This window comes from Paraburkholderia sp. 22098 (genome assembly GCF_052045935.1).
Taxonomy (GTDB): Bacteria; Pseudomonadota; Gammaproteobacteria; order Burkholderiales; family Burkholderiaceae; genus Paraburkholderia; species Paraburkholderia caledonica.
The window spans coordinates 538,525-551,411 of the sequence record NZ_JBQEPV010000001.1 but is presented as its reverse complement, the minus strand read 5'-3'; the positions used below and the strand labels follow the sequence as shown (position 1 = coordinate 551,411).

Annotated in this window: 11 protein-coding genes; 2 read left to right on the top strand and 9 right to left on the bottom strand. The window is 60.5% G+C overall.

The window, feature by feature from the left end; all coding sequences use genetic code 11:
• Positions 1–290: 290 nt before the first annotated feature.
• From ACTJLB_RS02480 to ACTJLB_RS02445, 8 genes are all read right to left on the bottom strand, one after another.
• Positions 291–1,457 carry an ABC transporter substrate-binding protein gene (locus ACTJLB_RS02480; RefSeq protein ID WP_440782359.1) on the bottom strand — a complete coding sequence of 389 codons (1,167 nt, stop codon included), beginning with the start codon at positions 1,455–1,457 and terminating at the stop codon, positions 291–293.
• Between the two features lie 516 nt (positions 1,458–1,973).
• Positions 1,974–2,945 (bottom strand): branched-chain amino acid ABC transporter permease, encoded by a 972-nt coding sequence (locus ACTJLB_RS02475; protein WP_440782358.1) that lies wholly within the window; start codon positions 2,943–2,945, stop codon positions 1,974–1,976.
• Positions 2,945–3,829 carry a branched-chain amino acid ABC transporter permease gene (locus tag ACTJLB_RS02470; protein ID WP_020067410.1) on the bottom strand — a complete coding sequence of 295 codons (885 nt, stop codon included), beginning with the start codon at positions 3,827–3,829 and terminating at the stop codon, positions 2,945–2,947. The genes ACTJLB_RS02475 and ACTJLB_RS02470 overlap by 1 nt, the downstream gene beginning before the upstream one ends.
• Before the next feature lie 166 nt (positions 3,830–3,995).
• Positions 3,996–5,210 (bottom strand): ABC transporter substrate-binding protein, encoded by a 1,215-nt coding sequence (locus ACTJLB_RS02465; protein ID WP_214878014.1) that lies wholly within the window; start codon positions 5,208–5,210, stop codon positions 3,996–3,998.
• Positions 5,211–5,265: 55 nt separating this feature from the next.
• The gene (locus ACTJLB_RS02460) at positions 5,266–6,024 is read right to left on the bottom strand and encodes an ABC transporter ATP-binding protein (RefSeq protein ID WP_087752410.1); all 759 of its coding nucleotides are present in this window, start codon (positions 6,022–6,024) and stop codon (positions 5,266–5,268) included.
• On the bottom strand, positions 6,021–6,800 hold the full coding sequence (locus ACTJLB_RS02455; protein ID WP_020067407.1) for an ABC transporter ATP-binding protein: 780 nt from the start codon (positions 6,798–6,800) through the stop codon (positions 6,021–6,023). The genes ACTJLB_RS02460 and ACTJLB_RS02455 overlap by 4 nt, the downstream gene beginning before the upstream one ends.
• Positions 6,801–7,123: 323 nt before the next feature.
• Positions 7,124–8,836, bottom strand: a complete 1,713-nt coding sequence (locus ACTJLB_RS02450; protein ID WP_440782357.1) for a GMC family oxidoreductase — start codon at positions 8,834–8,836, stop codon at positions 7,124–7,126.
• Between the two features lie 101 nt (positions 8,837–8,937).
• The gene (locus tag ACTJLB_RS02445; RefSeq protein ID WP_440782356.1) at positions 8,938–10,476 is read right to left on the bottom strand and encodes a CoA-acylating methylmalonate-semialdehyde dehydrogenase; all 1,539 of its coding nucleotides are present in this window, start codon (positions 10,474–10,476) and stop codon (positions 8,938–8,940) included.
• Positions 10,477–10,630: 154 nt separating this feature from the next.
• Between ACTJLB_RS02445 and ACTJLB_RS02440 the strand changes: the two genes are divergently transcribed.
• Positions 10,631–11,530, top strand: a complete 900-nt coding sequence (locus tag ACTJLB_RS02440; RefSeq protein WP_440782355.1) for a LysR family transcriptional regulator — start codon at positions 10,631–10,633, stop codon at positions 11,528–11,530.
• A gap of 242 nt (positions 11,531–11,772) precedes the next feature.
• On the top strand, positions 11,773–12,309 hold the full coding sequence (locus ACTJLB_RS02435) for a class IV adenylate cyclase (protein ID WP_440782354.1): 537 nt from the start codon (positions 11,773–11,775) through the stop codon (positions 12,307–12,309).
• Positions 12,310–12,336: 27 nt separating this feature from the next.
• Here ACTJLB_RS02435 and ACTJLB_RS02430 read toward each other — a convergent pair whose 3' ends face one another.
• Positions 12,337–12,828 (bottom strand): Lrp/AsnC family transcriptional regulator, encoded by a 492-nt coding sequence (locus tag ACTJLB_RS02430; RefSeq protein WP_020067402.1) that lies wholly within the window; start codon positions 12,826–12,828, stop codon positions 12,337–12,339.
• Positions 12,829–12,887: the final 59 nt, after the last annotated feature.

Sequence of the window (12,887 nt, the reverse complement as noted above, 5' to 3'; positions counted from 1 at the left end):
GAACACGCATGCCTTCTCCGTCTTTTATGTCACTCCCTGCTGCCTGCCGTCACTGCCTGCTGCTGTCTGCTGCTGCGATTCCTGAGTGCCACGCCGAACCGGCGGACACGAAACACTAACATGTTAGTAGTATTGCGTTGTGCATCGTTGACGGTCAATAGACTGCAACGCAAATGCGGGTTTGTCCTGAAGCCGCATAGCCACATGTCTCGCGCGACGCGGGCAATAAAAAAGACGCGTCGGACTGCACGCGTCTTTTGTTATGAGGTCCCCTATCGCTTTGCCTTCGCTCAGTCGCCGGACAACTTCCACTTGCCGCCGACAATCTCCACCATGACGCGCGCCCGCTGATCGAGACCGGCATGGTCGTTCGCGCTCATGTTGAAGATACCGTGCGACGCCGGCAGCTCTTTGGTTCCTTCGAGCGCTGCGCGCAGCGCCTCGCGGAACGCCGGCGTACCGGGCTGGCCTTTCTTCAGGGCGAGCGGAATAGCGCGTTGCAGCAGCAGGCCAGCGTCCCATGCGTGACCGCCGAAGGTGGAGACGGAGCCGGCGCCATAGGCGGCTTCATACGCCCGCTTATAGGCGAGCGCGCTCTTCTTCACCGGATTCGAATCGGGCAGTTGCTCAGCAACGAGCAGCGGGCCGGCGGGCAGATAGGTGCCCTCGCAATCCCTGCCGCACACGCGCAGAAAATCGTTATTCGCGACGCCGTGCGTCTGATAGTACTTGCCCTTGTAGCCGCGTTCGCGGAGCGTTTTCTGCGGCAACGCGGCAGGCGTACCCGCGCCGGCGATCAACACCGCGTCCGGGTTCTGCGACACGATCTTCAACACCTGACCCGTGACGGAAGCGTCGTTACGTGCAAAGCGCTCGTTCGCGACAACCTTGATCTTTGCCAGATCCGCGGCCTTGCTGAACTCCTTGAACCAGCTTTCACCGTAACCGTCGGAGAAGCCGATGAACGCCACCGTCTTCACGCCATGGTTGGACATGTGCTGTGCGATGGCGGTAGCCATGAGAATGTCGTTTTGCGGCGTCTTGAACACCCACGCGCGCTTGGCATCCATCGGCTCGACAATGCTGGCCGCAGCCGCGAGCGAGATTACGGGCGTCGTGCTCTCAGCGGCGACGTCTATCATGGCAAGCGAATTCGGCACAACGGTTGAGCCGATCAGCGCGTCGACATGGTCTTCGCTCGTGAGCTTGCGGGCGTTTTTGACGGCCTGAGTCGAATCAGTCGCGTCGTCCAGCACGATGTATTCGATTTTTTGACCGGCCACTTCCTTTGGAAGCAGCGCGACGGTGTTCTTCTCCGGAATGCCTAGCGATGCGGCCGGGCCCGTTGCCGACACGGTGACGCCGATTTTCACATCTGCAAATGCATGGCTGCTCCATGCAGCCGAAATGCCCGTGGCGACCAATGCCGCACTGATCCAACGCAATGCCGACTTCATCCCGCTCCTCTATGCCCCGTTAAAACAATTCAGATTAAATTCGCGATTTAAATCCCGACCCAGCGGTCGGTGAATAAGGAGTGTAGCGGACCCGAGCCGCACGCGGCAAGCACTTTGCAGAGTGGCCGCGTGGGAATTGAGCAGTTATCGGAGACATAAAATTCGTCACCGATTTAGCGAAGGAATTGAACGAGGCAATTCAGAAAATCAAAATAAAAAGCGCTGTTGGATATCAATCCAACAGCGCTTTCGTGTGGGCACTTAGTGCCTCATGTCTCCTCGTTCTCCACCTGCAAATTCGTGGTGCATCAGAACTGCATGAAGGTTAAACGAGCACCCCATGTGCCACAACTAGCAATTACCCTAGTGGTGCACTGCGGCACTGAATTGGGGCAAGTTTAACCGGTGATGCGGCGCGATACGTAAAAATAAGGGCTCAAGCGGTCTGCGGACGTCATACTGCATAGCAGCGAAATTAGATCGGACGCCGAAGCAGTTATTCGTGTGACCGCTTTCTCACGCGCGCAGTGGCCGCACACGCGCGATGATTTCGCCGACAATCCCGCGCCTGAATGCGAGCACGCACGCAATAAAGATCACGCCCGTCACGATCGTTACAGACTCACCCAGCGAACGGAACCACTCGATGCCTGTTGTCGAAGCTAGCGCGCCCCCAATATCGCCGAGCCGATCCTCGAGTGCGACGATCAGTGCCGCGCCGAGCAGCGGTCCGAACAACGTGCCCATTCCGCCGACAAGCGTCATCAGCACCACGAGGCCGGACATGGTCCAGTAAGCGTCGCTCAAAGTCTCGAAGCCTTGCACCACCACCTTCAGCGAGCCCGCGAGTCCCGCGAGTCCGGCCGACAGAATGAACGCCAGCAACTTGAAGCGATCCGTATCGTAGCCAAGCGACACCGCGCGCGGCTCGTTCTCCTTGATTGCGACCAGCACCTGACCGAACGGCGAATGCACGATCCGCACGATCAGCAGGAAGGCGAGCACCATCACCGCCAGCACCACGAAGTACAACGCCACATCCGACGAAAGATCCAGCACGCCAAAGAGCTTGCCGCGCGGCACGCCTTGCAGGCCGTCTTCGCCATGTGTGAACGGCGCTTGCAGGAACACGAAGTAGACCATCTGCGCGAGTGCGAGCGTCACCATCGCGAAATAGATGCCTTGACGCCGGATCGCGAAGATGCCGACGATGAAGCCGAGCAGTGTCGCCGACGCCGTGCCGGCAAGCACACCGAGCTCGGGCGAGAAGCCGAGCGTCTGCATCGCATAGCCCGTGATGTAGCCGGCCGAGGCTAGAAACATGGCGTGCCCGAACGAGAGCAAGCCGGTGTAGCCAATCAACAGATTGAACGCGGCCGCGAAAAGCGCAAAGCACATCACCTTCATTACAAAAAGCGGATAGATGCCGAGCACGGGCACCGCGAGCAGCACCAGCAGCAGCAAACCGTAGAGTACTTTTCTCTGCATCATTTTTCCTTGCCGAAGAGACCCGCCGGACGCACGAGCAACACGAGCGCCATGATGACGAACACGACGGTCGCCGACGCTTCCGGATAGAACACGCGAGTCAGCCCTTCGATTACGCCGAGCATCAGTCCGGTGAGAATCGAACCCATGATCGAACCCATTCCGCCGATCACCACTACCGCGAACACGGTAATGATCATCGGTTGGCCCATCAGCGGCGAAACCTGGATAACCGGCGCGGCCAGTACGCCGGCGAACGCGGCGAGCGCCACGCCGAAGCCGTAAGTGAGCGTGATCATCAGCGGGACGTTGATGCCGAACGCCTCGACCAGCTTGGGGTTTTCAGTCCCGGCGCGCAGATAGGCGCCCAGTCGCGTCTTCTCGATCACGAACCACGTCGCGAAGCAAACAATCAGCGAGGCCACCACCACCCACGCGCGATAGTTCGGCAGGAACATGAAGCCGAGATTGGTCGCGCCCGAAAGCGCGGACGGCACGTCGTAGGGCTGGCCCGACGAACCATAGATAGAACGGAACACGCCCTCGACGACGAGCGTGAGCCCGAACGTAAGCAACAGTCCATACAGATGATCGAGCTTGTAAAGCCAACGCAGCATCGAGCGTTCGATTGCGACGCCGAACAGGCCGACGATCAGCGGTGCGAGCACGAGCATCGCCCAATACGGCACGCCGAAGTATGAGAAGCCCATCCACGCGAGCATCGCGCCGAGCATGAACAACGCGCCGTGCGCGAAGTTGATCACGTTCAGCAAGCCGAAGATCACCGCAAGACCAAGACTCAGAATCGCGTAGAACGAGCCGTTCACGAGCCCGAGCAGCAACTGGCTCAACATCGCGGGAAGCGGAATGCCAAAGATGTCCATTGAAGCCTTAACCCATCGTCAGGGTGAGATCGGTTGTGCACGATCCGGCCGGCACGCGACAAGCGCTCATGACGCCCGCCGCGCACGGCATATGAAAAGAACCGGAACGGACGGCTGCCCGCCCGCGCGCGGACAGCCAGCCGTCAGTCAGCTCTTCAACCCGCGTTTATTTCCACAGTGCGCAGCGGGTTTCCGACTTCGTCGTGAACGCCTGCTCGCCGGGAATCGTCGCGGTGATCTTGTAGTAGTCCCACGGCTCTTTCGACTCTGCCGGCGTCTTCACCTGCATCAGGTACATGTCGTGGATCATGCTGCCGTCCTGACGGATGTAGCCCTTCGCGTAGAAGTCGTCGATCTTGGTCTTTTTCAGCTGTGCCATGACCTTGTCGGCGTCCGTCGAACCGACTGCCTGCACGGCCTTCAGATAATTCATCGTCGCCGAGTAGTCGGCGGCTTGCAGACTGGACGGCATCTTGCGCATTTTGTCGAAGTAGCGCTGTGCCCACTTGCGCGTGTTCGCGTCCTTGTTCCAGTACCAGCTATCCGTCAGCACAAGGCCTTGCGTGGTTTCGAGACCAAGGCTATGCACGTCGTTGATGAACATCAGCAACGCAGCGAGCTTCATGCTCTTCGTAATGCCGAATTCTTTCGCGGCCTTGATCGAGTTGATCGTGTCGCCGCCCGCATTGGCGAGACCGAGAACCTGCGCCTTCGACGACTGCGCCTGCAGCAGGAACGACGAGAAGTCCGACGCCGACAATGGATGACGCACCGTGCCCAGCACCTGCCCGCCGCTCGCCTTCACGACGTCCGACGTGTTCTTTTCGAGCGCCTTGCCGAATGCGTAGTCGGCGGTCAGGAAGTACCACGTCTTGCCGCCCTGCTTCACTACTGCGGAGCCCGTGCCCTTCGCGAGCGCTGTGGTGTCGTACGCATAGTGAATCGTGTACGGCGTGCATTGCTCGTTGGTCAGCGTGTCGGCGCCCGCCCCGATGCTGATGTAGACCTTGTGCTTCTCGCCGGCGACGGTGTTCATCGAAAGACCCGTTGCCGAGTTCGTGCCGCCGACCAGCAGATCGAGACCTTCGCGATCGAACCATTCGCGTGCACGCGAAGCGGCGATATCGGCCTTGTTCTGGTGATCCGCGTACAGCACCGTGATCGGCTTGCCGTTCACCTTGCCGCCGAAGTCCGCGACGGCCATGCGAATGGCTTCAAGGCCACCCTGACCGTCGATATCCGCATACAACCCCGACATATCCGTGATGAAGCCGATCTTTACCGCATCGTCAGCCGCTTGCGCGCTGCTCATCGTGATGGCGGCGCCGGCGGCGACCGCGAAACAAACTGAAGCAAGCCGCGCGAGTGGGTTCTTTTTCATTCCTGTCTCCTGGTTCATCGCTTGTGGTTATCAGAGGCAATCGGGCGCGCGCTGTCTATACGCCCAGTAGATCGTGCAGTGTCGGCATCTTGCTTTCGAGTTCGCTTGCCCCGAAGTGCTCGACGATCGCACCGTGCTCCATCACATAGAAGCGGTCGGCAAGCGGCGCGGCAAAGCGGAAATTCTGTTCGACCATGACGATCGTGTAGCCGCGCGCCTTGAGGGTCACGATCATGCGCGCGAGCGCCTGCACGATGACAGGCGCCAGTCCTTCCGAGATTTCGTCGAGCAGAAGCAGACTCGCGCCGGTGCGCAAGATACGCGCGACAGCGAGCATCTGCTGTTCGCCGCCGGAGAGCCGCGTGCCCTGGCTCATCCGGCGCTCCTGCAAGTTCGGGAACATCGAATAGATTTCTTCGAGCGACATCATGTGCGCCTTGTCGCCAACGGGCGGCGGCAGCAGCAGATTTTCTTCGCACGAGAGGCTCGAAAAAATCCCGCGCTCTTCGGGGCAATAGCCAATGCCGCAATGCGCGATGCGATGCGTGGGCAGGTTGATCGTTTCACGTCCGCCGATGCGTATCGAACCCGTGCGCCGTCCGGTCAGGCCCATGATCGCGCGCAATGTCGTGGTGCGCCCCGCGCCGTTGCGGCCAAGCAGCGTGACAACCTCGCCGCGGTCCACCGTCAGATCGACGCCGTGCAGAATATGGGACTCTCCGTACCACGCCTGCAGACCCGCGATCTCCAGCGCGGGCGCACCCGCTGCGGTGCCGCTCACTTCGAGGCTTTCGCGCTCGGCAATTGTATTCATGCGTGGGCTCCGGCGAGCGCCGCGTCGGCACTGCCCATATAGGCTTGCATCACGAGCGGATTCTTCGACACTTCTGCATAACTGCCTTCGGCGAGCACTTCACCGCGTTGCAGAACAGTGATGGTGTCGGAGATGCCTGCGATCACATTCATGTTGTGCTCGACCATCAGAATCGTGCGGCCGCTCGATACTTTTTTGATCAGCGCCGTGACGCGATCGACGTCTTCATGACCCATGCCTTGCGTCGGCTCGTCGAGCAGCATCAGCTCAGGCTCCATCGCGAGCGTGGTGGCAATTTCCAGCGCGCGCTTACGGCCGTATGAGAGTTCGACGGTCAACACGTCGGCGAAATCAGTCAGGCCGACCTGCGTAAGCAGGTCCATTGCGCGGTCGTCGAGCTGGCGCAGCGTGCGCTCGCTCTTCCAGAAATGGAACGCGGTGCCGAGCGAACGCTGCAACCCGATGCGCACATTCTGCAATGCCGTCAGATGCGGGAACACAGCGGAAATCTGAAAGGAGCGGATGATGCCGCGCCGCGCGATCTGCGCCGGCCGCTCATTCGTGATGTCCTCGCCGTTGAAGACAATCTGGCCCGCTGTCGGCTCCAGGAACTTGGTGAGCAGATTGAAGCAGGTGGTCTTGCCTGCTCCATTGGGGCCGATCAGCGCATGGATCGAGCCACGGCGCACGCGCAGGTTCACGCCGTTCACGGCAATGAAGCCTTTGAACTCACGAGTGAGGCCGCGCGTTTCGAGAATCGTATCGCCGAGAATCATGTTCCCTTCCATACGGAGTAAGGCGAAGCACTACGATCTTACGCGCGAAGCTCTGCGCGACTTTTTGGACGGCGGCACCCCGTGCTCGCTCGTTGGCGTGGTGCACCAATCCGGACGGTAATCCTTGGGGCAACACGCAGCATGGCTGCCATTGTCGCGCCAATGATGCAGCGCATTCATTGGGATTTGCACTTAGTGGATGACGCGTGTGAGCGATTGCGCACCGTCGTCTCCAACTGGAGACAGGCGCGCGCAGATAAACCTGCGACACAAGCACGGCAACGCGAGACCCGCAAAGCGTACCGCGCTCGTCACCACACGTGTTACACAGCGGACATCGACACGGCCTGACCCGCATGCGCGGCAAGCCTGCCCGCCACGCGCGCACGGCGATCCTCGCGGATCATGTCGCTCGCGCGCTCGGCGATCATCAAGGTTGGCGAGTTGGTATTGCCCGATGTGATGGTAGGCATGACCGATGCGTCGACCACGCGCAATCCGTCGACACCGATAACTCGTAGCCTGTTGTCGACGACCGCGCCGGGATCGTCGGTCGTGCCCATTCTGCATGTGCCGACCGGATGGAAGATCGTCGTGCCGACAAGTCCTGCCGCACGCTGCAGTTCTTCCTCGGTTTGATATTCGATGCCCGGCAATATTTCCCGCGGCTGATAACGGGCCAATGCCGGTGCCGCGGCAATGCGACGCGTGAGCCGCAACGCGTTTGACGCGACATGACGATCGTAATCGGTGGATAGATAGTTCGGCGCGATCAACGGCGGCGCAGCGGCGTCTGTCGATTCAATATGAATGCTTCCGCGCGAAGTGGGCCGCAACTGGCACACCGACGCCGTAAATGCATTGAACCGATGCAGCGGTTCGCCGAAGCGATCCAGCGAAAGAGGCTGTACATGATATTCAAGGTCCGGGCGCGTGAGCGAGCGATCGTCTGGGTCCGACTTCGCGAATGCACCGAGTTGCGACGGTGACATCGACATCGGGCCGCTTTGAAAAAGAGCGTACTGCACGCCGATCATGAGCTTGCCCCACCAATGCGCGGATGCGGTATTGAGTGTGCGAACACCGTCGACCTGATACGCCATGCGCAATTGCAAATGGTCCTGAAGATTTTCGCCGACACCGCGCAGATCGTTGACTACCTCGATACCAAGGTTCTGCAACCGCGCACCGTTACCAATGCCGGAGAGCTCCAGCAATTGCGGCGAGTTGACTGCGCCTGAGCTCAATATCACTTCGCAACGGGCTTTGGCAAAGTACTCCGTTTCGTTACCGCGGTATTCGACGCCCGTGCAGCGGCGTCCGTCGAATACCACGCGCTGTGTGTGAGCGCCGGTGATGATGGTGAGGTTTTGGCGTTTCATCGCGGGGCGCAAAAATGCTTTGGAAGCATTCCAGCGAATACCCCGCTTCTGATTGACGTCGAAGTAACCAACGCCCGTGTTGTCGCCGCGATTGAAGTCGTCGGTGGCAGGAATGCCGGTCTCTTGCGCGGCCTTCGAAAACTCTTCGAGAATCTTCCATTTGAGGCGCTGCTTCTCCACGCGCCACGGTCCGCCGGCACCATGCGATTCGCTCTCGCCCGAGTAGTGATCTTCGCTGCGTTTGAAAACCGGCAGCACGGAATTCCACGACCATGACGCGTCGTTCGTGACCCGCGCCCACTCGTCATAATCTTCACGCTGGCCGCGCATATAGATCATTCCGTTGATCGACGAACTCCCACCGAGAACGCGGCCGCGCGGATACGAAAGCGCGCGGCCGTTCAGGCCCGGTTCCGCCTGCGTTTTATAGAGCCAGTCAGTACGCGGATTGCCGATGCAGTACAGATACCCGACCGGCACATGAATCCAGTGATAGTCGTCTTTGCCACCCGCTTCGAGCAGCAACACTTGCACATCCGGATCTTCGGTCAGGCGATTGGCGAGCACGCAGCCCGCTGTCCCAGCGCCGACGATGATGTAGTCGAATTCGCCTTCGAGACGCCGCCCGGAAGACGCGGCTTGCGCGTTGCTCATTGTTCCGTCTCCTAATCATTTTTCCCGGCCTATGTGGGACCGGTTTTTATCGATGCCTTCGGCGCGACAGCATCGCCGCTGCCGAAGGCCAACGTCTCTCATTACTTTGCAACCGGCATGGTGAATTCAGCACCCTTCGCGATACTGTCAGGCCAGCGCTGCATGATGCTCTTGTAGCGTGTGTAGAACCGCACGCCTTCCTCGCCGTAAGCGTGGTGATCGCCGAATAATGACTTCTTCCATCCGCCGAACGAATGCCACGCCATCGGCACGGGAATCGGCACGTTGATGCCGACCATGCCGATCTGAATCTGCCGCGAGAAGGCGCGCGCAATGCCGCCATCCGACGTAAAGAGCGACACGCCGTTGGCAAACTCGTTGGCGTTGATCAATTCCACCGCGGACGCAAAGTCCGGCACGCGTACCACGCATAGCACAGGTCCAAAAATCTCCTCGCGATAAATCTTCATATCGGTCGATACATCGTCGAACAACGTACCGCCGAGAAAGAACCCTTTGTCGTGACCGTCCACTCGATGACCGCGGCCGTCGACCACGAGCTTCGCGCCCGCCTCGATGCCCGCTTCGATATAGCCGATCACTTTCTCACGATGCACGGCGGTCACCAACGGTCCCATTTCGGCGGCCGATTCCATGCCGTTCATAATCTTCAGGCTCTTCACGCGAGGCGTGAGCCGCTCGATCAGTTCGTCAGCGATATGACCCACCGCAACGGCGACGGAAATCGCCATGCAGCGCTCGCCAGCCGATCCGTATGCGGCACCGATCAAGGCGTCGACGGCCTGGTCGAGATCGGCATCCGGCATGACGACCAGGTGATTCTTGGCGCCGCCCAATGCCTGCACGCGCTTGCCGTGCTTCGTGCCTTCCGTGTGAATGTACTCGGCGATCGGCGTGGAGCCGACAAACGAAACAGCACTTACGTCGGGATGCACGAGCAGCGCATCGACCGCGACCTTGTCGCCGTGCACGACGTTAAAGACGCCGTCCGGCAAGCCGGCTTCCTTCAGTAGTTCCGCGAGACGGTTCGACGCCGACGGATCGCGCTCCGAAGGCTTGAGCACGAACGTGTTGCCGCAAGCTATCGCGACCGGGAACATCCAGCACGGCACCATCATCGGGAAATTGAATGGCGTAATGCCGGCGACCACACCGAGCGGTTGACGCAGGTTCCAGTTGTCGATGCCACCGCCGATCTGGTCCGTGAAGTCCGTCTTCAACAGATTCGGAATGCCGCACGCGAACTCGACCACTTCAATGCCGCGCATCACCTCGCCCTTCGCGTCGGAGAACACCTTGCCGTGTTCGCGCGTGATCAGTTCCGCGAGCTCGTCGTGATGGCGGTCGAGCAATTCCTTGAACTTGAATAGCACCCGCGCCCGCTTGATCGGCGCGGTCTCGCTCCAGGCAGGAAACGCGGCGTAAGCGGCGGCGACCGCGGCATCCACTTCGGCGACGCTTGCCAGCGGCACACGTGCCGCAACGTCACCCAGCGCGGGATTGAAAACGTCGCCGAAACGGCCGCTCGTTCCATCAACCGCCTTGCCGTTGATGAAATGGGTCAGCGCGCGTGTGCCGGCGTCCGCGCGGACACCTTCTTCCTGATATGTCTCGCTCATGTTCTGTCCTCTCGGTGGTGGGCCATTCACAGATGGCTGCTGAGACTCTTCCGCCAACACACTGGCGTGCTCAAACGCCAGCGTAAGGCGCTTCGCCCCGCGAAATCCAATGAGTAATGCTCAACCGGACCATAAGCGGCGTTAATATCAGTGGATGGATCTCACTCTGCTACGCGCATTCGTCACGGTTGCACGCGAGGGCAACCTCACGCGTGCTGCGGTGCAACTGCATCTGACCCAGCCGGCCGTTAGTCTGCAAATCAAGCATTTGCAGGAGGCGCTAGGCGTGATGCTGTTCACGCGGACCTCGCACGGACTCTCGCTGACCCGCGACGGCCAGGCGCTTCTGCCACACGCCGAACGTGCGCTGGCCGCGGCGGGCGACGTGCAACGAGCGGCACAATCGCTGCGCCAGGAAGTGCGCGGACGCTTGCGCATCGGCACGATTCTCGACCCCGAATTTCTGCGCCTCGGGGGTTTCCTCAAGCAACTGGTGGAGACGTGGCCGCACATCGAAACTGCTTTGCGGCACGGCATGTCGGGCTGGGTGCTCGATCAGGTCCGCGCAGGCGAACTGGACGTCGGCTACTACATTGGCGTGCCCTCCGAAGACGACGCGCGCGATGGGCCCGCCTTCCACACACTGACGCTTACGCAGTTCCAGTACCGCGTGCTCGCGCCCGCCGGCTGGAGAGACCGCGTGAAAGGCGCGCGCGACTGGCGCTCGCTCGCCGCCTTTCCGTGGATCTGGACGCCGCCCGCTTCCGCCCATAACCGCTTGCTGTCTCGCGCTTTCGGGGAGGCAGGCGTGAAACCGGTGAAGGTCGCGGAGGTGGATCAGGAGCCGTCAATGCTGGATCTCGTCAAATCCGGCGTGGGCCTGACGCTCGCGCGCGACGCAATTGCGATCGCCGAAGCTCACGCGCACGCGTTGACCATCGTCGAAGGCATTACCGTGTCCACGCAACTGAGCTTCATCACGCTCGACGAACGCAAGGACGAGCCGGCGATAGCCGCCGCGCTCAAGCTCATCGAACAGCAATGGACCGGCTGAACGCTTTGCAGCTGCGATATGAGCGGTCCTCATGACAGCATGAGCGCGAATTCCGCCGGAGCATGACGGGCTTAAACCGCGGCGTCACGCAGTTTTTGTTAGATTGACGGTTCTCTCACGCGCGCACGCCGTTGGCAGCCGCCCTCACCGCTTTCGTTCCAACCGACTCTGTCCTTCCCGGCAGCTTGACGCCGCTCGCAGCACAAGCCGCCGACCACTCAATTCTTCGACAGGAGCCTGACATGGCACGCAACATCGAAATAAAAGCCCGCGCGCAACATTTCGAGCAACTGCGCGAACGCGCGGCGCAACTCGCGCCGGACACGCCTTTAATCTTCCGCCAACAGGATTTTTTCTACGACGTACCGCGCGGGCGCCTCAAGCTGCGCCAGTTCGACGACGGCACGCCCGCCGAATTGATCTTCTATCAGCGTGACGACCGCGATGGGCCCAAGGCGTCGTACTACACGCGTAGTCCTGTGACGAATCCCGAAGCCATGCACGCGCTGCTTGCCACTGCGTTGACGACGCGCGGCATCGTGACCAAGGAGCGGCACGTGTATCTGGCAGGGCGCACGCGCATTCATCTGGATCGCGTCGACGGTCTTGGCGATTTCGTGGAACTCGAAGTAGTGCTCGCGCAAGACGACAATGAGGAAGACGGTCAGGCCGAAGCGCACGCGATGTTCGCGAGCCTCGGCGTTCCGGAATCGGACCTGGTTGCGGTCGCGTACGTCGACTTGTTGAGCCCGGACAGCGCGGGGAAGCAAGTCGCGTAAACCGCGCGCGCGGCCACCGTGTGTGCGTCAGGCGGCGGCCGTTCCCGGCGAAAGGTGGCCAAGCGGCAATGGCCCGTTGCGCTTGAACGTGGTGAGTACGATGTTCGAGCGCACGCTGTCGACGCCCGGCACGCGCATCAGCTTCTTCATCACGAAGGTGGACAGATAGTTCAGATCGGGCGCGACGATGCGCAGCAGATAGTCGGCGTCGCCTACCACCGCATGGCATTCGAGCACTTCGGGCAAGGTGTCGATCTGCTGCTGGAATTGCTCGATGATCGAATCGCCATGATGCTTCAGCTTCAGGCTCGTAAAAGCCGTCACGCCAAGGCCCAGTTTCTCCGGCCGCAACACCACCCGATAACCGTCCACCACGCCGATCTGTTCCAGCCGCTGCAATCGCCGTCCGATTTGCGACGGCGACAACGGCACCTGTTCCGCCAGTTGCTGATGCGTTGCGCGCCCGAAGCGCTGCAGTACGTCAAGGAGTGCAAGATCGAAGTGATCGAGTTCTAGCATGTAGGGAATTTCATCGACTGTATTACCGCGTATTAAAGAATTCGTCGTATTGAAAGGGC

Coding starts and splice junctions, on each gene's coding strand:
- ACTJLB_RS02455 (WP_020067407.1), bottom strand. CDS start 6,800: ATGATTCTCGGCGATACGATTCTCGAAACGCGCGGCCTCACTCGTGAG.
- ACTJLB_RS02435 (WP_440782354.1), top strand. CDS start 11,773: ATGGCACGCAACATCGAAATAAAAGCCCGCGCGCAACATTTCGAGCAA.
- ACTJLB_RS02460 (WP_087752410.1), bottom strand. CDS start 6,024: ATGAATACAATTGCCGAGCGCGAAAGCCTCGAAGTGAGCGGCACCGCA.
- ACTJLB_RS02430 (WP_020067402.1), bottom strand. CDS start 12,828: ATGCTAGAACTCGATCACTTCGATCTTGCACTCCTTGACGTACTGCAG.
- ACTJLB_RS02470 (WP_020067410.1), bottom strand. CDS start 3,829: ATGGACATCTTTGGCATTCCGCTTCCCGCGATGTTGAGCCAGTTGCTG.
- ACTJLB_RS02475 (WP_440782358.1), bottom strand. CDS start 2,945: ATGCAGAGAAAAGTACTCTACGGTTTGCTGCTGCTGGTGCTGCTCGCG.
- ACTJLB_RS02465 (WP_214878014.1), bottom strand. CDS start 5,210: ATGAAAAAGAACCCACTCGCGCGGCTTGCTTCAGTTTGTTTCGCGGTC.
- ACTJLB_RS02450 (WP_440782357.1), bottom strand. CDS start 8,836: ATGAGCAACGCGCAAGCCGCGTCTTCCGGGCGGCGTCTCGAAGGCGAA.
- ACTJLB_RS02445 (WP_440782356.1), bottom strand. CDS start 10,476: ATGAGCGAGACATATCAGGAAGAAGGTGTCCGCGCGGACGCCGGCACA.
- ACTJLB_RS02440 (WP_440782355.1), top strand. CDS start 10,631: ATGGATCTCACTCTGCTACGCGCATTCGTCACGGTTGCACGCGAGGGC.
- ACTJLB_RS02480 (WP_440782359.1), bottom strand. CDS start 1,457: ATGAAGTCGGCATTGCGTTGGATCAGTGCGGCATTGGTCGCCACGGGC.